Source organism: Streptomyces sp. NPDC059224, assembly GCF_042754285.1.
GTDB lineage: Bacteria > Actinomycetota > Actinomycetes > Streptomycetales > Streptomycetaceae > Streptomyces.
Genome location: NZ_JBHZAN010000029.1, coordinates 109931 through 126940, shown reverse-complemented (window position 1 = coordinate 126940; position 17010 = coordinate 109931). Strand labels below are relative to the sequence as shown.

10 protein-coding genes are annotated in these 17010 nt (G+C 70.3%); 5 read left to right on the top strand and 5 right to left on the bottom strand.

The window, feature by feature from the left end; translation table 11 throughout:
* Positions 1–122: 122 nt before the first annotated feature.
* From ACFXI4_RS30610 to ACFXI4_RS30600, 3 genes are all read left to right on the top strand, one after another.
* On the top strand, positions 123–1403 hold the full coding sequence (locus tag ACFXI4_RS30610; RefSeq protein WP_384997006.1) for an HRDC domain-containing protein: 1281 nt from the start codon (positions 123–125) through the stop codon (positions 1401–1403).
* Positions 1404–1824: 421 nt separating this feature from the next.
* Positions 1825–3042: an acetyl-CoA C-acyltransferase gene (locus ACFXI4_RS30605; RefSeq protein WP_362727149.1), complete on the top strand. Its 1218-nt coding sequence runs from the start codon at positions 1825–1827 to the stop codon at positions 3040–3042.
* Positions 3039–5168, top strand: coding sequence for a 3-hydroxyacyl-CoA dehydrogenase NAD-binding domain-containing protein (locus ACFXI4_RS30600; protein ID WP_384997004.1), 2130 nt, complete (start codon positions 3039–3041; stop codon positions 5166–5168). Before ACFXI4_RS30605 ends, ACFXI4_RS30600 begins: the two co-directional genes overlap by 4 nt.
* Before the next feature lie 65 nt (positions 5169–5233).
* On the opposite strand, the gene ACFXI4_RS30595 is transcribed toward ACFXI4_RS30600, so the two are convergent.
* Together ACFXI4_RS30595 and ACFXI4_RS30590 are read right to left on the bottom strand one after the other, a co-directional pair.
* Positions 5234–6754, bottom strand: a complete 1521-nt coding sequence (locus ACFXI4_RS30595; protein WP_384997002.1) for a hypothetical protein — start codon at positions 6752–6754, stop codon at positions 5234–5236.
* Between the two features lie 30 nt (positions 6755–6784).
* Complete coding sequence (locus ACFXI4_RS30590; RefSeq protein WP_384997001.1) at positions 6785–8263, bottom strand: hypothetical protein; 1479 nt, start codon at positions 8261–8263, stop codon at positions 6785–6787.
* Positions 8264–8321: 58 nt separating this feature from the next.
* Between ACFXI4_RS30590 and ACFXI4_RS30585 the strand changes: the two genes are divergently transcribed.
* Positions 8322–9233, top strand: a complete 912-nt coding sequence (locus ACFXI4_RS30585; RefSeq protein ID WP_384996999.1) for an endonuclease/exonuclease/phosphatase family protein — start codon at positions 8322–8324, stop codon at positions 9231–9233.
* Positions 9234–9318: 85 nt separating this feature from the next.
* Here ACFXI4_RS30585 and ACFXI4_RS30580 read toward each other — a convergent pair whose 3' ends face one another.
* The gene (locus ACFXI4_RS30580) at positions 9319–13176 is read right to left on the bottom strand and encodes a CDP-glycerol glycerophosphotransferase family protein (protein ID WP_384996997.1); all 3858 of its coding nucleotides are present in this window, start codon (positions 13174–13176) and stop codon (positions 9319–9321) included.
* A gap of 371 nt (positions 13177–13547) precedes the next feature.
* Here ACFXI4_RS30580 and ACFXI4_RS30575 point away from each other — a divergent pair, with 371 nt between their 5' ends.
* A complete protein-coding gene (locus ACFXI4_RS30575) occupies positions 13548–14636 on the top strand; it encodes an LCP family protein (protein WP_384996995.1) in 1089 nt (362 codons plus the stop codon).
* A 40-nt stretch (positions 14637–14676) separates the two neighbouring features.
* Here the strand turns inward: ACFXI4_RS30575 and ACFXI4_RS30570 are convergent, their stop codons facing one another.
* Together ACFXI4_RS30570 and ACFXI4_RS30565 are read right to left on the bottom strand one after the other, a co-directional pair.
* Positions 14677–15786 (bottom strand): hypothetical protein, encoded by a 1110-nt coding sequence (locus ACFXI4_RS30570; RefSeq protein ID WP_384996993.1) that lies wholly within the window; start codon positions 15784–15786, stop codon positions 14677–14679.
* Positions 15787–15937: 151 nt separating this feature from the next.
* The gene (locus ACFXI4_RS30565; RefSeq protein ID WP_384996991.1) at positions 15938–16957 is read right to left on the bottom strand and encodes a hypothetical protein; all 1020 of its coding nucleotides are present in this window, start codon (positions 16955–16957) and stop codon (positions 15938–15940) included.
* Between the last annotated feature and the right edge of the window lie 53 nt (positions 16958–17010).

Sequence of the window (17010 nt, the reverse complement as noted above, 5' to 3'; positions counted from 1 at the left end):
GGCGCCGCCCCCGTGGGGGTCACCTTTTTTTTACCGGTTGGTTTGTGTTTCCCCCCCCCCGGCCGCCGGGGGCGGCTTGTTGCCGGGGGGGGGCCCCGTCCACACACAGATACCCTTGACATGTGACCGACGCCCAAGACACCGCAGCAGACAGTTCACTGCGCACCACCGGGGGCACTCCCCCGGACGAGGCCGGATCTTCTGTGACGGGGGCGCCGATTCCCTTGCTGGAGCCGCGTGAGGGCATTCCGCCCGTGGTCACGGACGAGGATGCGCTCGCCCGCGTGATCGCGGCCTTCGCGGCCGGCTCCGGCCCCGTGGCCGTCGACGCCGAGCGCGCGTCCGGCTACCGCTACGGGCAGCGCGCCTACCTCGTCCAGCTGCGCCGCGAGGGCGCCGGCACGGCGCTGATCGACCCCGTCGCCTGCCCCGACCTGTCCGGCCTCGGCGAGGCGCTGGCCGGCGTCGAGTGGGTGCTGCACGCGGCCACCCAGGACCTGCCCTGTCTGCGCGAGATAGGCATGATGCCCGGCAGCCTGTTCGACACCGAGCTGGCCGGGCGGCTCGCCGGGTTCCCGCGGGTCGGGCTCGGGGCGATGGTCGAGAGCGTCCTCGGTTTCGTCCTGGAGAAGGGCCACTCCGCCGTCGACTGGTCGACCCGGCCGCTGCCCGAGCCGTGGCTGCGGTACGCGGCCCTCGACGTCGAGCTGCTCGTCGATCTGCGGGACGCCCTGGAGAAGGAGCTGGACCGGCAGGGGAAGCTGGAGTGGGCACGGCAGGAGTTCGACGCGATCGCCTCCGCGCCGCCGGCCGAGCCGCGCAAGGACCCCTGGCGCCGGACCTCGGGAATGCACAAGGTGCGGCGGCGCCGGCAGCTCGGTGTGGTGCGGGAGCTGTGGCAGACGCGGGACCGGATCGCGCAGAAGCGGGACGTGTCGCCCGGCAAGGTGCTCAGTGACGCGGCGATCGTGGAGGCCGCGCTGGCGCTTCCGGCGACCGTGCACGCCCTCGCGGCGCTGAACGGCTTCGGACACCGGATGGGACGACGGCAGCTGGAGCAGTGGCAGGCGGCGGTGGACCGGGCCAAGGCCCTGCCGGACGCCGGGCTGCCGCTGCCGGGTCAGCCGGTGACGGGTCCGCCGCCGCCACGGGCGTGGGCGGACAAGGACCCCGCGGCGGCCGCGCGGCTGTCCGCCGCGCGGGCCGCGGTGACCGCACTGGCCGAACAGCTCACCATGCCCCAGGAGAACCTGATCACGCCCGACACGGTGCGCAGGCTCTGCTGGGAGCCGCCGAAGACCGTCGACGCCGAGGCGGTGGCGGCGGCTCTGGCGGGCTACGGCGCCCGCCCGTGGCAGGTGGAGCAGGTGACGGCGGCTTTGGTGACGGCGCTGACCGCCTAGCGCCGGTCCGGCGGATCAGGGCGCGGCAGGCCGACGGCGCCTCGTCGGCGCCGGTGAGCGGAGTCCGGTCGAACGCCGGGGACGGTGGACGACCGGCGACAGCGCCGCCCGGGCTCCTCCGGGCAGGGGCGTGGCAGACCCCGCGTCCCGGCGTGATCCGCCGGACAGGCTCTGGCCGGTCCGCACCCGGCAGGGGTGCGGAAACGGAACCGGGACGGACGTCGAGATCACGCCAAGGTTGCAGGACGGCACGACCAGCGGGAACAGCGCGACCACCACGTTCACGGCCTCGGTGCGTGTGACCTTCGCCGCTCCGCCCGCCAGGGGTGGGCAGTCACGTTACTCACAAGTAGCATGGGGCCTGAGCGCGCGCTCAGCGCATCGCAGCAGTGCCATCCCGCACCCTGGAGGAGAGCCAATCGTGCCTCGTACCGTCAGGGATGTCGTCTTCGTCGACGGCGTCCGTACCCCGTTCGGCAAGGCGGGCCCGAAGGGCATCTACCACGAGACCCGCGCCGACGACCTCGTCGTGAAGGCGATCCGGGAGCTGCTGCGCCGCAACCCCGGGCTGGACACCAAAAAAATCGACGAGGTCGCCATCGCCGCGACCACGCAGATCGGTGACCAGGGCCTGACCATCGGCCGTACCGCAGGCATCCTCGCGGGCCTGCCGACCTCCGTGCCCGGCTACTCCATCGACCGCATGTGTGCCGGCGCCCTGACCGCCGTCACCACGGTCGCCGGTTCGGTCGCCTTCGGCGCGTACGACATCGCCATCGCCGGCGGTGTCGAGCACATGGGCCGCCACCCGATGGGCGAGGGCGTCGACCCGAACCCGCGGTTCGTCAGCGAGAAGCTGGTCGACGAGTCGGCGCTGTTCATGGGCATGACCGCCGAGAACCTGCACGACCGCTACCCGCAGATCACCAAGGAGCGCGCGGACGAGTACGCGGTGCGCTCGCAGGAGAAGGCCGCCAAGGCGTACGCCGACGGCAAGATCCAGGCCGACCTGGTGCCGATCTCGGTGCGCCGGACCAACCCCGAGGGCGGCGAGACCGGCTGGGGTCTGGTCACCGCCGACGAGCCGATGCGTCCCGGGACCACCCTGGAGAACCTGTCGGGTCTCAAGACGCCGTTCCGTGTGCACGGCCGGGTCACCGCCGGTAACGCGGCCGGTCTGAACGACGGCGCCACCGCCTCGCTCATCGCGAGCGAGGACTTCGCCCGTGAGAACAACCTGCCGGTCAAGATGCGGCTCGTGTCGTACTCCTTCGCCGGTGTCGAGCCGGAGGTCATGGGCTACGGCCCGATCCCGGCCACCGAGAAGGCGCTCGCCCAGGCCGGGCTGAGCATCTCCGACATCGGTCTGTTCGAGATCAACGAGGCCTTCGCCGTGCAGGTGCTGGCCTTCCTCGACCACTACGGCATCGCGGACGACGACGAGCGCGTCAACCAGTACGGCGGCGCCATCGCCTTCGGTCACCCGCTCGCCTCCTCGGGTGTGCGTCTGATGACGCAGCTGGCCCGCCAGTTCGAGGAGCACCCGAACGTCCGCTACGGCCTGAACACCATGTGCGTCGGCTTCGGCATGGGCGCGACGGTCATCTGGGAGAACCCGCACTTCGAGGGGGACAAGTGAGCAGCACCGCCGAGCTTTTGAAGCAGGCCTCCGACCTGTTCCCCGACGAGGTCGTGACGTCGGCGCACGTACGCCACTTCGACCTGCCGTCCGGGGCCGGCCGCTTCGCGCTGATCACCCTGGACAACGGCCTGGACCACACCAAGCCGACCACCTTCGGCCCGGCCTCGCTGGCCAACCTCAACACCGCGATCGACCAGGTGGAGAAGGAGGCGGCCGACGGCACGATCGTCGGTGTCGGCATCACCGGCAAGCCGTTCATCTTCGCGGTCGGCGCGGACCTGAAGGGCGTCGAGCTCCTCAAGGAGCACGAGCACGCGCTCGCCATCGGCAAGGGCGGCCACGAGGTCTTCAAGCGCCTCGCGGGCCTGGCCGTGCCGACCTTCGCGTACTACAACGGTGCCGCCATGGGCGGTGGCGTCGAGGTCGGTCTGCACTGCACGTACCGGACCGTCTCGAAGGCCATCCCGGCGTTCTCGCTGCCCGAGGTCTTCCTCGGTCTGGTGCCGGGCTGGGGCGGCTGCGCGCTGCTGCCGAACCTGATCGGCGCCGACAAGGCCGTCTCGGTCATCATCGAGAACAGCCTCAACCAGAACAAGCAGCTCAAGGGGCAGCAGGTCTTCGACCTGGGCATCGCCGACGCCCTCTTCGAGGGTGCCGACTTCCTGGAGCAGTCGCTGATCTGGACCGCCCAGGTGCTGAAGGGCGACATCGAGGTCGAGCGTCCGGTGATCGACCGCGGTGAGGCCTGGGACCAGGCCGTCGCCAAGGGCCGGTTCATCGCGGACTCCAAGGTGCACGGCGCCGCCCCGGCCGCCTACCGCGCCCTGGACATCATCGCCGCCGCCAAGAACGGCGACCTCCAGCAGGGCTACGACGCCGAGGACCTGGCGCTCGCCGACCTGATCATGGGCGGTGAACTGCGCGCGGGCATCTACGCGTTCAACCTCGTGCAGAAGCGCGGCAAGCGTCCGGCGGGTGCGCCGGACAAGAACCTGGCGCGTCCGGTCACCAAGGTCGGTGTCGTCGGCGCCGGTCTGATGGCCTCCCAGCTCGCGCTGCTCTTCCTGCGCCGCCTCGAGGTGCCGGTCGTGCTGACCGACATCGACCAGGACCGCGTCGACAAGGGTGTGGGCTACGTCCACGCCGAGATCGAGAAGCTGCTCGGCAAGGGCCGTATCAACCAGGACAAGGCCAACCGCCTCAAGGCACTGGTCACCGGTGTGCTGGACAAGGCCGAGGGCTTCGCGGACGCCGACTTCATCATCGAAGCGGTCTTCGAGGAGATCGGCGTCAAGCAGCAGGTGTTCGCGGAGGTCGAGGCGGTCGCCCCGGCGCACGCGATCCTGGCGACGAACACCTCCTCCCTGTCGGTGACGGAGATGGCGTCGAAGCTCAAGAACCCCGAGCGGGTCGTGGGCTTCCACTTCTTCAACCCGGTCGCGATCCTCCCGCTCCTGGAGATCGTGCGCGGCGAGCGGACCGACGACGCGGCGCTGGCCACCGCCTTCGCCGTCGCCAAGAAGCTGAAGAAGACCGCGGTGCTGGTGAAGGACGCCCCGGCGTTCGTCGTCAACCGCATCCTCACCCGCTTCATGGGCGAGATCCAGAACGTCATCGACGAGGGCACCCCGGTCGAGGTCGCGGAGAAGGCGGTGGAGCCGCTGGGCCTGCCGATGTCCCCGCTCGTCCTGCTCGAGCTGGTCGGTCCCGCCATCGGTCTGCACGTCTCGGAGACCCTCAACCGGGCCTTCCCGGACCGCTTCACCGTCTCCCCGAACCTCGCGGCCGTCGTCAAGGCGGGCAAGCGCGGCTTCTACGTCTACGACAGCGGGAAGCCGGAGCTGGACCCGGAGGTCGCCGCGCTGCTCGAGCAGGGTGACGTGGTCCTCAGCGAGGAGCAGGTCCGTGACCGCGTCCTGGACGCCGTCGCCCAGGAGATCGGGCTCATGCTCGACGAGGGTGTCGTCGCCGAGGCGCAGGACATCGACCTCTGCCTGATCACGGGCGCCGGCTGGCCCTTCCACCTGGGCGGCATCACGCCGTACCTGGACCGCGAGGGTGTCTCCGGCCGCGTGAACGGCAAGAAGTTCCTGGCGCCCGGCGTGGCTTCGGTCCCGGCGTAACACCCCGAGAGCGAAGGGGCCTTCCGCGTACCGCGGAAGGCCCCTTTTCCGTGCTCGTGCCCCTGTCAGAAGGAGCCGCCGTAGTAGGACACGGGTGACGCCGCCGCGGCGGAGACGTTCATGACGGTGAAGGGGACCCGGGTCACCGTGGACTCCGTGCCCGCCCCGTCGACGGCGAAGACGTCGACGACGTGCGGGCCCTCGCTCCACGGCCACCCCGATTCCCACGTCCAGCCGCCGTTCGCGGCGACCGGCGCGCCGCTCAGCAGCATCCCGTTCTCCCGGAAGCCCACCTGCACGGCGCCCGCGGCGGAGCCGCTGAAGACGACGTGCGAGTCCAGGACCTGCTCATGGGCCACGGGCTCCAGCACCACCGGCGCCGTGGCACTCGGTCCCACCGTCGACACCATCGGCGCCGGGGCGCCGGGACTCGTCGGGGTGGCGGGCCCCGGCACGGAGTCGACGGCCGTGAAGCGGACTTCGGTGCGGCCCGACTGGTAGCCCACCGCGTCCACGGCGTAGATCTTCACCGGGTGCTCGCCCTTGCTCCAGGCTCTGCCCAGTTCCCAGGACCAGGTGCCGTCGGGGCCCACATCGCTCTGCCCGAGGTACTTGCCGTGCTCCCAGACGATCACCCGCAGGGCACCCGCCGCACGCCCCGTGAACCGCACGGCGTCCCGGCGGACCTGCGACCTCGGCGCGGGTGCCGTCACCACCGGGGCCGGGAAGTCGGCGCCGCGCACCGTGGCGGTGGCGGACAGGTAGGAGTCGATGGCGGACCGGTCCCGGTCCGGCTCCTCGAAACCGTTGCGCACGAAACCCAGCCGCGGGGCGATGCCGTCGATCAGGAAGTTGACGATGCCCATCAGCAGGGGGACGTTGCGGCCCGCGACCTGGGTGTGGTCGGCGATGTGCGGCGAGTCGCTGAAGACGAAGTTGAAGTTCTCGTAGTGCTGGAAGAGACCCAGGTAGGGCTCCACCTGGACCGGATACTGGTCGTCCTGCGCCGAGGAGACCAGGTAGATGTTGGCCGAGCGGTGGACACCGGAGCGCGCCAGGTCGGGGATGAGCGCGTCCATGATCCGCACGTTCTCCTCCGGCACGGCCTCGCCGAGCATGAAGCGGGCGACGCGGGGATGCACGGTCTTCACATAGGTACCGACCGCCAACTGGGGCGCGATGGCGACGATGTTCCTGAAGCCGTACTTCAGGCCGAAGTAGAGGGCCGCGCTGCCCCCCTTCGAACCGCCCCACAGGGTGACGGAGTCGGTGGTGAGGCCGAGGGCGGTCATCACCTTCGAGATCAGCCCGATCACGGACTGCTCCAGGGCGAAGTCCATCTCCCTGCAGAGGTAGTAGCTCTGGCTCCCGGCGAAACTGTCCCGGATCCAGAGGATGTTCGCGCGCAGTTTGTCGAACACCCCGTTGGACCAGCCGTAGTCGGCCGGTGCGGAGAAGTTGGCGAAGACGACGACCAGGTGCCGGTTGCCCTTCTGGGCATGTGCGAACCGGTACTCGACCGGAAACGCTCCCGAGGCTTCGATACCGGTGAGCAGCTGCCTCCCGTTCGAGGGTGCTGGGGGCATGGGTGACATCCCTTCCTGAGGTGTGTCGGGTCAGTGGCCGGGGGTCCGCATGACGGCGAAGGTGACGGAGGCCGACGGCGACTCCTCGCCCGCGGCATTGGCCGCGAACACCTCGACGGTGTGCGTGCCGCCCGCCCAGTTCCAGTCGGCGTCCCAGAGCCAGCGGCCGTCATGACCGACCGGGCAGAAGCCCAGCGGTGCCCCGTTCTCCCGGAAGCCGACCCGGACGGCGGCGTTGGAGGCGCCGGTGAAGCGGACCTGGGTACCGAGGATCTCCTGGTGGGGCTCCGGTGTGTGCACGATCGGCGGCGGCAGCGCCATGTAGGTCTGCTGGACGACCGGCTCCCGGGTGTCGTACCGCGGTGCCTCGCCGTGGGCCGCGCCCTGTTCGGAGGCGGTGAACTTCACCTCGGTGCGCCGCGACTGATGGCCCGACGACGCGACGGCGAAGACCCGCAGCGTGTGCTCGCCCGGTCGCCACGGCTCCCGGCGCTGCCAGGTCCAGCCGCCGTCGGAGGCGACGGGTGCCGAGGCCAGGTACCTGCCGTTCTCCCAGACGCTCACGCGGACCGCCCCGGGGGCGCTGCCGACGAGAACGCCGGTCGTCGGCAGCACGCCGTGCTCGATCGGCACGGTGACGACCGGCGCCGCGAGCCCGTCCTGGACGACCGATGTGGACGCGAGGAAGGACGTGATACCCGACCGGTCCGCGTCGGGCTCCTCGTAGCCGTGGCGGGTGATGCCCAGGCGTGGGCTGATGCCCTCCACGAGGAGGTAGGCGATGCCGAGCAGCGGGGGTGTGTTGCGCTGGGTGACCTTGCCGTGGTCGGTGATGTGCGGGGACTCGCTGAAGACGAAGTTGAAGTTCGGGTATCGCTGGAGCAGCCCCAGATACGGCTCCACCTGGCCGGCGTACTGCTCGTCCTGGGGCGAGGACACCAGGTAGAGGTGCGCGTCCTGGTTGGCGCCGGAGGCCAGGAGGTCGGGCAGGACCGCGTCGAGGAGCCGGACCCCGTCCTCGGGCATCTCCTCGCCGAGCATGTGCCGGCCGGTGTCCGGATACACGTCGCGCACGAAGGTGCCGATCCGCAACTGCGGGACGCTGGCCACGATGTTGCGGAAGCCGTAGCGCAGCCCGAAGTAGAGCGCGGCGCTGCCGCCCTTCGAGCTGCCCCACAGGGTCACGTCGTCCGGGGTGAGGCCGAGGGCCTTCATCACGTTCGAGATCAGCCCGATCACGGACTGCGCGACGCCGAAGTCCATGTCCCTGCAGAGGTAGTAGGTGTTCCCGGCGTCGAACCTGTCGCGGATCCAGAGGATGTTGGAGCGGAGGTTGTCGAGGATTCCGGTGGCCCAGCCGTAGTCGTCCGGGGCGTAGATGTTGGCGAAGACGACCGTCAGGTGCCGGTTGCCGCCCCGCGCGTGGGCGAACCGGTACTCCACGGGGTAGCCGCCCGAGGCGTCGATCCCCCGGATCACCTGGCGGCCCTTCGCGGGTGCTTCAGACATGGTGCGTTTTCCGTCTCGTCGTGTGGTGTCCGGTCGGCGGGTCGGCCATCATGTCGTGGTGCATCCCGCTTCCTCCTCGTCCGTGCCCGGCCGCCCGGACCGCCGACGGCGCCGGCTCGCCCTCGCGGCGGCCGCCCTGCTGGGGCTGGCCACCGCGGTGACGGTGCTCCAGACCTACCGGCCCGACCACTCCTACGCCTCGTCCCGGGCGCTGACCGTGGCGACCTGGAACATGTGCGGCGTCCAGCAGTGGGGCTGTGCGGCCACCGGCGGCTGGACGCTGAAGAGGCGCGAGCTGGACGAGCTCGCCACGCGGGCCGGAGCACGGGTGATCTTCCTGCAGGAGACCTGCGCCACCGAACTGGAGTCGGTACGCGAAGGACTCGGCCGGTCCTGGCACACCGCGTTCCACGCCTACGCGCGGCGTGACACGTCGGGGCGGACGGCACCGGTCCGGTGTGCCACGCCCGGGGCGGGCACCGCCGGCTTCGCGATCCTCTCCGCCTACCGGCTGTCCGCCGTCGCCTCGGTGTCCTCGCAGCAACCGACCGTCGGGGTGCAGCGGGGCATCCTGTGCGCCACCGTCGCCGCGCACGACCTGCGGGTGTGCACCGCCCATCTGAGCCCGCGGCACAGCGACGCGGCACACCCCGGCTGGGAGTTCCGCGACAACCAGCTGAAGACGCTGGCCGCCGCGGCGGCGGCGCGGCGCACGGTGTACGGCGGTGATCTCAACGTGAATCCGCCGGGCGCGGCCAACCCCTACTCGTGGGTGTGGCCGTCCGGTCCGTACTCCAGTCACCGGGAGTGCGACCAGTCCTCCGCGTCCTCCCGGGCGGGCCGGAGCACGCATGTCTCCGGCCACAAGTTCGACTATCTGTTCACCGGGTTGTCCACGGTCCGCTGCACGGTGCGCGACACCGGCGCGTCGGACCACTACGCGCTGCTGCTGCGCGTGCGCACGGACTGAGCGCAGGCCTGTGCGGCCCACGGCGGCGCCGGGGCCCCCAGGTGTGTTCACCGGCGCGGTCATGGGGCGGTGCGGCCGTTCGCCGTCATACGCCCATGCCTTCGGCGACCCTGCTCCGGGCGGTGCGGTCGTCGGCCGGCCCGGGCTGGGCCGGCAGTGCGTTCATGGGCCGGCCGGTGCCGGCCGCCGACCGCGCCGGCTGCCGCTGCGGGGCGAACCAGCTCTGGGCGTGCCACCGGACCGGGGTCATGGCACGTCCCTGGTGCCGCGTGTCCATGGAGCCCACGGCCGGCGCCCGCCCTTCCTCGGCCGTCAGGTCGCCGCCCGCGATCAGCATCCGGTCCGCGAGCCGTGCGGAGGCGAAGCCGTCGTCGAGGTCGCAGAACTCACGCTGGAACCAGCGGTAGCGCTCCGCGTAGGCGTCCTGGATGCGGTCGATGTCACGGATGGCGGTCACCAGGTCCGCGGAGGAGTACACCAGGGGGCCGGGCGCACTGCGCTCGAAGTCGAAGTAGAAGCCGCGCAGGGTGTCCCGGTAGTGGTCGAGGTCGTAGGTGAAGAACAGGATGGGACGTCCGGTGTTGACGTAGTCGAACATCAGAGACGAGTAGTCCGTGATCATCACGTCGGTGATCAGGGACAGATCGGCCATGTCCGGATAGTCGGAGACGTCGAAGACGAACCCGTCGCCGGCCCCGGGCACCGGGTCCACCACGTTGGGGTGACGGCGCACCAGCAGGACGTGGTCGGCAGCCAGCCGGTCGCGGGCGTCCTCCAGGTCGATACGGAAGTCCAGCTTGTACTTGCCGGGCGCGTAGAACTGGTCGTCTCGCCAGGTGGGTGCGTACATCACGACCCGTTTGCCGTCGGGCACTCCGACGCGCCGCCGGATCTCCTGCTCCTGCCCCTCGGTATCCGGTCTTCGCAGGATGTCGTTGCGCGGGTACCCGCACTCCACCATCTCCCCCGGGAACCCGAAGGCGCGCTGGAGGATCGGCGTGGAGAAGCTGTTGGGCGAGACCAGCATGTCCCAGTTCTGCACCTCCTTCTCGACCCGCTCCAGGTAGCGCTGGTCCGCGAAGTGGATGGCCTCGATGTCGTGGCCGATCTTCTTCAGCGGGGTGCCGTGCCAGGTCTGCACGACGATCTGTCCGTCACGCTTCTGGAACCAGTCGGGCAGGTGGTTGTTGACCACGACGTACCGGCTGGTGGCCAGGGCCTCGTACCACTCCGGAGACCACATGCGCACCGGCCTGGCCGTCGGCGGGACCTGGACCTGGTCGTCGCGTACGACCCAGAGGTGCTCGACGTCGACACCGCGGCGCACCAGTTCCTCGTGCAGGGCACGGGGACTGTCCGAGTACTGGGTGCCCTTGAAGGCGTCGAAGAGGACCGCGGGCCGCACCTTGCTCCGGCGGGCGGCCGGGTAGGCCTTGGTGCGCAGCAACTTCTGACGGTAGGGACCACGGGCGTGGTCCGGCATCGCGGAGTGCACGAGGACGGAGAGCCGGTCGTAGGCCTCGGCCTGGAGTTCGTAGCGGCGCTCGTCCGCCTCGTAGTCCTGTGGGAGGGCGGCGACGAGATCCTGCTCGATCTTCACCATGAGGTCTTCGAGGCGGTCCTCGCGGGCCACCGAGGACAGGTCCTGACGGCGCAGGAAGAAGTCCCAGCGTCCGGCGGCGAGGGGGATGTCGCCGGCCAGGGTCCGCATGGCGGCCGGCGTCAGGAGGGCTCGGAACCTGTTGCCGTCCCACTCCAGCGGGACGGTGCGTTCGGCACCGTGCGCACGCGAGCGGACCACGAGGTGCGCCGCCCGGTACTCCTGGGCCGACATCCGGTCCGCGGCCAGGTAGCGGCCGGCGATCTCCAGCGAGCCGTCCTCGTGCCAGCCGAAGTCGGTGGCCGTGGGCAGGGTCGCGCGTTCGAAGAGTACGAGGTAGCCGGAGCCGTTGCGGTGGACGACGATCTCCCGGTCGCCCTCGCGGGTCTGCAGCGCGGCGGGCACGCGGTAGTGCCCGTCCGCGGTCTCCTCGGAGACCACCGGATAGATGGTCATCTTGCGGCCCTCGACGTGGAAGGTGGTCTTCCAGCCGTTGCTGCCCATGTTCCAGGACTCGGGTATGCCCGCGCCGGATTGTGCCTCGGCCCGGAATCCCGGTACCAGGACGCGCAGCGGAATCCGGGCGGTGAACGTGCACCAGCCCTCGCCGCCGGGCCTGAAGTGAACCCACGCGTCGTGCCGGGCGGCCCCGCTCATGCTGGTGACCCGGAGCTTGCCCCACTCGGGCACCTTGGGCCCGAGGTACACGCCGTTCAGCTCCAGCTGGTCGCCGCTCACGCGGTGGCCGGTGATCCGGCAGCGCACGATCTCCACGCGTAGCTTGAGCTTGCCCTGCAGGAACAGGGGAAGTACGCGGGTGTTCTTGTCCACGTAGCGGTACGGCGGGTTGGCCGCGGTCCCGGCGCCGCCCCGGTCGATGCCCCGGTAGCGGAACAGACCGCGGCTGAGCACTCCGGCGGCGACGTCCCAGGTGCCTTCGACCCACTGCCCCTTGTGCTTGAGACGGGTGGTGTCGATCTGGGCCTCGAAGCCGGCCCAGTCGTAGCAGTAACGATTCTGGTTGGAGTGCTCGGTGGCCTGCGGCGCGTAGGTCGACCTGGCGGTGGTGATCACCAAGCGCCCCTGCTTCTTGTTGCGCAGGGCGATCGCCTTCACCGACATGTGCTTCTTGTGCACATTGAGGAAACGGACATATGCCGTGCCACTGAGGCTGAGCAGATGGCCGTCGGCGCTCCAGCGTGCGTCGCCGAGCGCCCCGTGCAGCGAGAACTCCTTGTCGAGGCGGTAGGCCTTCTTGTCCAGACCGACCCCGCGGTCGCCGAGGTAGGGGTACTTCAGGTAGCGGCGGAACCGCCGCTGGACGGGCATGGGGCCGCCGCGCCGTTCGAACTGGACGACTTCGAGCAGTTCCGGCAGCCGCCGTTCACGCACCAGGAGCCACTTGACCCGGGCGTCCGCCGGCAGTTCGTCGATGATCGTGGGATCGGCCTCGTCGAGGAACTGGTTGGCCCACTCCACGAACGCCTGCTGGTACTCCTCGTCCGCGTCGGGGAGCACCTTCAGATGCAGCATCAGGTCGGACTTGAGGCAGGCGAGGTCGTACTTGCGCTTGCTCTCCTCGTACGCCCGGGAGCGCCGTCCGGCGAGGAAGCGGCTCACCGACTGGACGGCGGAGACCCGGTCGCGCAGGTTGGACAGCTCGGTGTGGCGCTGGGTGATCGAGGGAGCGGCACCGCCCTCGCGGCGCCGCCAGAAGTAGACGACGTCGGTGACGACGTCCACCTTGGCGGCCCGGAAGTGGGCGTACATGTTGACCCAGGAGTCCTCGTAGAGGACGCCTTCGGGGAACTCGATGAAGTGGTAGTCCCAGAACGACCGGCGGAACAGCTTGTTCCACACGGTCCGGTCGTAGATGAGCGCGTCGAACTTCGTGATGTGGGTGCCGCGGCGGTCCTTCTGCATCGGAGTCTTGTGCAGCGGCGACTGCCACTTCTTGGTGGAGTTCATCATCTGCACGTTGCCGGAGACGAAGTCCGAACCGGACTCCTCCAGGGTGCGCACCAGCAATTCGTAGGCGTACTCGGGAATGACGTCGTCGCCGTCGACGAAGGCGATGAACTCCGCGCGCGGATGGATGGCCCGCAGGCCGGTGTTCCGGGCGTGTCCGGGCCCCTGCGACTCCTGCCGGATCAGCCGGAAGCGCGGGTCGGCGGCGCAGAACTCCGCGGCGATGCGCGTCGAGCGGTCGGTGGATCCGTCATCGACGAGGATCACCTCGAAATCGCGGAACGACTGCCACGCGATCGATTCGAGACACTCGGCGAGGTAGGCCTCAACATCCTGAAAAGGGACAACAATACTCAGACGCGGACGATCCGCCACCCTTACTCCTACCGAGACAATTCACCCAATGAGCCCGTCGAGAAGGCCTCATTGGGCGACACCCCCCTGACCCGGCAGACCCACAGCCCCCTTGCTGCGTCGACAACTGCCGCCCCTGCGGCCTCAGGCATGAGCCCCCTCCACCGGAGGTCACAGGTTCCACACATTCTTAACTGACATTAACCCATGGTCAAGCGCCCTTAATGTGGTGTTCATCGCCGACTCCGCAGCCGTCCAACCCCGGTTAATGCCAGGTCATGAGGACGCCTATAGTTCTCCTCTGCATCGCTCGTACCAGTTGGGCCGGCCTCCCCCACCCGGGCCCCGCAACTCCGCGGCAGCGGAGCTCGTGAGGAGAGGAACCGCATCCGATGACGCACGGCGCCACGACCGAAAACCGACGTGCCCGCACGACCACCGAGGGCGGACAGGACGGCCCGGCCCCCCGCAAGAGGCGCCGCGGCCGCATCGTGCTGGCGTCGCTCCTGGTCCTGCTGCTGGCCGTGGGCGGTACCGCCTACTGGCTCTACAGCGGCATAGACGGCAACATCAAGGGCGTCGACATCAACAAGGCGATCGGCGACGACCGTCCGGAGAAGCTGCCCACTTCAGGACAGAACGTCCTGATCCTGGGCTCCGATTCACGCGCGGGCGCCAACGCGGATCTGCACACGGGCCATGTCTCCGGCGCCCGTTCGGACACCGCCCTGGTGCTGCACATACCACAGGGACGTAAGAAGGCCGTAGCGGTCAGCATCCCCCGTGACACCCTGGTGACCCGCCCGAAGTGCACCAAAGCGGACGGATCCACCGCCGCCTCGGCGAAGCGCGTGATGTTCAACTCCATCTACTCCCAGGTCGGTCCCGCCTGCGTCGTGAAGACCGTGGAGCAGATCTCGGGGGTCCGCATGGACCACTACGTCGAGGTCGACTTCGCCGGCTTCAAGGGTCTCGTGGACGCGATCGGCGGCGTCACCGTCACCGTCGGCCAGGACATCCACGACTCCTCCAGCGGCCTCGACCTGGCCAAGGGCACCCACAAGCTGAACGGCACCCAGTCCCTCGAGTTCGTCCGCACCCGGCACGGCATAGGTGACGGCAGTGATCTCGGCCGCATAGGCCTGCAGCAGCAGTTCATGATCGCCCTGCTCGCGGAGATCCAGAAGCAGGACCTGCTGGGCAGCCCGGTGAAGGCGTACAAGATCGCCGACAAGCTCACCGCCGCGCTCACCACGGACTCCGAGCTCGCCTCACTCACCAAGCTCGCCGAGTTCGGCCGCAGCCTGAACGGCGTCAACCCCTCCACCATGGAGACGATCATGCTTCCGGTGGCGTACGACAAGGTCGACCCGAACCGGGTCGTGGCCGCCCAGCCTCAGGCGAGCACGCTCTGGAAGGCGATCCGCACCGGCTCGGACATCCCCGATTCCGCCAAGAAGTCGCCGGCGACGGGCGGCTGAGCACAGCCCGGAGCTGCCGCGGGACCTGGCCGAAGCCTCGTCACAGGTCCTGCCACGGCCCCATGCTCAGTCCCGCGCCGGCCTCCTGCCGGGCGACCCGAGGTGTGCCGTCCGGGCCGACCAGTGCCATGACCACCCGGCCGCGGCCGTCCCGGGCCAGCGCTGGCGAGCCCTCGCAGGGCTCGGTCAGGGCGTACCACCACATGCCGCTGCCCTCGTCCTCGTCACCGCCCACCCCGAGGACCGCGTGTCCGTCCTGGTCCCGGTAGGCGAGGACCAGGCAGTCGTAACCGTCGAGCGAGGCGCGCAGCGTCGCGTACGGCCGCGCTGTCGCCGAACCGCCCAGGGAGGCCGGCCAGCCCCCCGCCCGCCAGGACATGGCGGCGCCGGTTTCGGTGTCGGACCAGAAGAACGTGGCCTGGTCCCGGCCGGTCTCCAGCGCGGCGACGGTACCCGGCGAGGAGTGCAGCGCGAAGCCGCGCGGGCCCACGAAGTCACCGCCCGGCTCGTGCTGCCGCCAGACGAACACACCGCTCTCGGCGTCGACGCACACCTCTATCCGCCCGCTCGCCAGGGCCACCGCGACGGGCCACGGGCTGATGCCGCCGCCCTTCAGCCTCTCCCAGGCCCCCCATTTGCCGCTCGGTGTCTCCCGGCGCAGCACCAGGTCGCCGTGTGCGCTCCGGGCGAAGACGTGCACCCTGCCGTCCGAGGCGACCGCGCCCGACGGCGGCCCCAGCAGCAGCCCCTGCTCCCGGTCCGGATGCGGACTGCCCAGCGAACGCCAGTCGGTGAAGGCCAGCCCCGTCTGGTACTGCGTGGCATGCACGATGTCCACCCTGCGCGTCCCGTCCGCGCCGGTGCGCTCCCTGCGGCCGAGGAAGTGGACGTAGGTGTCCGCGCCCTGGACCACGGCCAGGTGGGTCAGCCCGGCGACGGGAACGAAGCGGGGCCCGCTCCAGTCCGATCCGCCCATCGTGTCCTCGGTCCAGCACAGCAGTCCGCCCTCGGTCGGCACGTACAGGCTGAGCCGGCCGTCCCTGCCGAGGGTGAGCCAGTCCCCGCGGGCGGGGCCGGGCCCGGCCGCACCACGCGAGCCGGAACCGGCGTCGCGGACGGCACCCGCGCGATCTGAGGACTTCTTCCGCATGGCCCGCTGCACTCCCTTGAAGCCGCCGCGTCATGCGTACGGATTGGCTGAAACGGCGCTCATCATATGTCGCCCGTCCATATGTTCTCCTCGCCGTCCGCGCAGTCACGGTCCATGGCCGACGGCATGTCGCTCCATCCGCCCGGCCCGCTCAGCCGATCTCGCGCCAGGCCTCCAGCGCCAGCCCCGGTTCGTCCTTGCGGCGGGTGAGCAGGATCCGTCCGGTGGACGGCGACCTGGTCGCCGCGGTGACCCGGTCGTCCTCGTCCGTGGTCAGGGCGATCGTCGCGTCGGCCGGGAGCTGCGGTCCCGACTCGGTCCACCAGGCCCCGGCCCGCTCGTCCTGCGTGGGGTACGCGGCGAACGCCACCCGGCCGCTCGCCGAGCGCTGGGCGAGCAGCGTGCAGTCGTGCCCGTCGAGTTCGCAGCGGACCGCGGCGACCGGTCCGGGGCCGGCGGAGGGCAGCAGCGTGTACGGCTTGCCGCCGGGACGCCAGGCGCACAGGTCACCGGCCTCGTCACTGTAGAAGAGGGTCGTGCTCTCGGCGGAGGTGGCGAGGGCGGCGAGGGTGCCCGGACGGACCGGGGCCTCCAGCGCCTCCAGCAGCACCGGCGGCCTCCCCGCCGTCTCCTGGCGCCAGTACAGGATCCCGCCCGGTGTCGCCGCGTACACCTCCACCCGCCCCGACTCACCGGTCACCGCGGCGAGCCCGTCCTCGACCAGCCGGCCCTTCAGGTCACGCCACGGCTCCCAGCCGCCCTTCTCCTTCTGGGCGACCATGCTCACCCCGCGGCCCCGGTTGCGGACGAAGACATGGGCCCGGCCCCGCGCGTCCACCGCGACGGCCGGGGCACCGGTGACGTCGCCCTTCTTGTTGGGGTGGCCTGTCGACTGCCAGTCCAGGGCGGCCAGATGCGGACGGTAGTGGGTGGAGTGGACCAGCCCCGACTCGCCCTTCACCGTGGGCCGCCAGGCGACCAGGTGGGCATATCCGTCGGCGCCCTGACCCACCGTGAAACCCGGATGCAGACGCTGTTCGCCGCCCATCTTCCGGGGGATGCCCCAGGGACCGCCGGGACCACGCTCCGCCCGGCACAGCACCGAGTCGCCGGACGGCAGATAGACACTGAGCCGGCCGTCCCGGCCCCGCACGAGCCAATCGCCGTTCACCGCTTCACTCTAAGCGGGTCGTCGTCCGGGGCAGTGCCCCGGCCCCGGGCGTG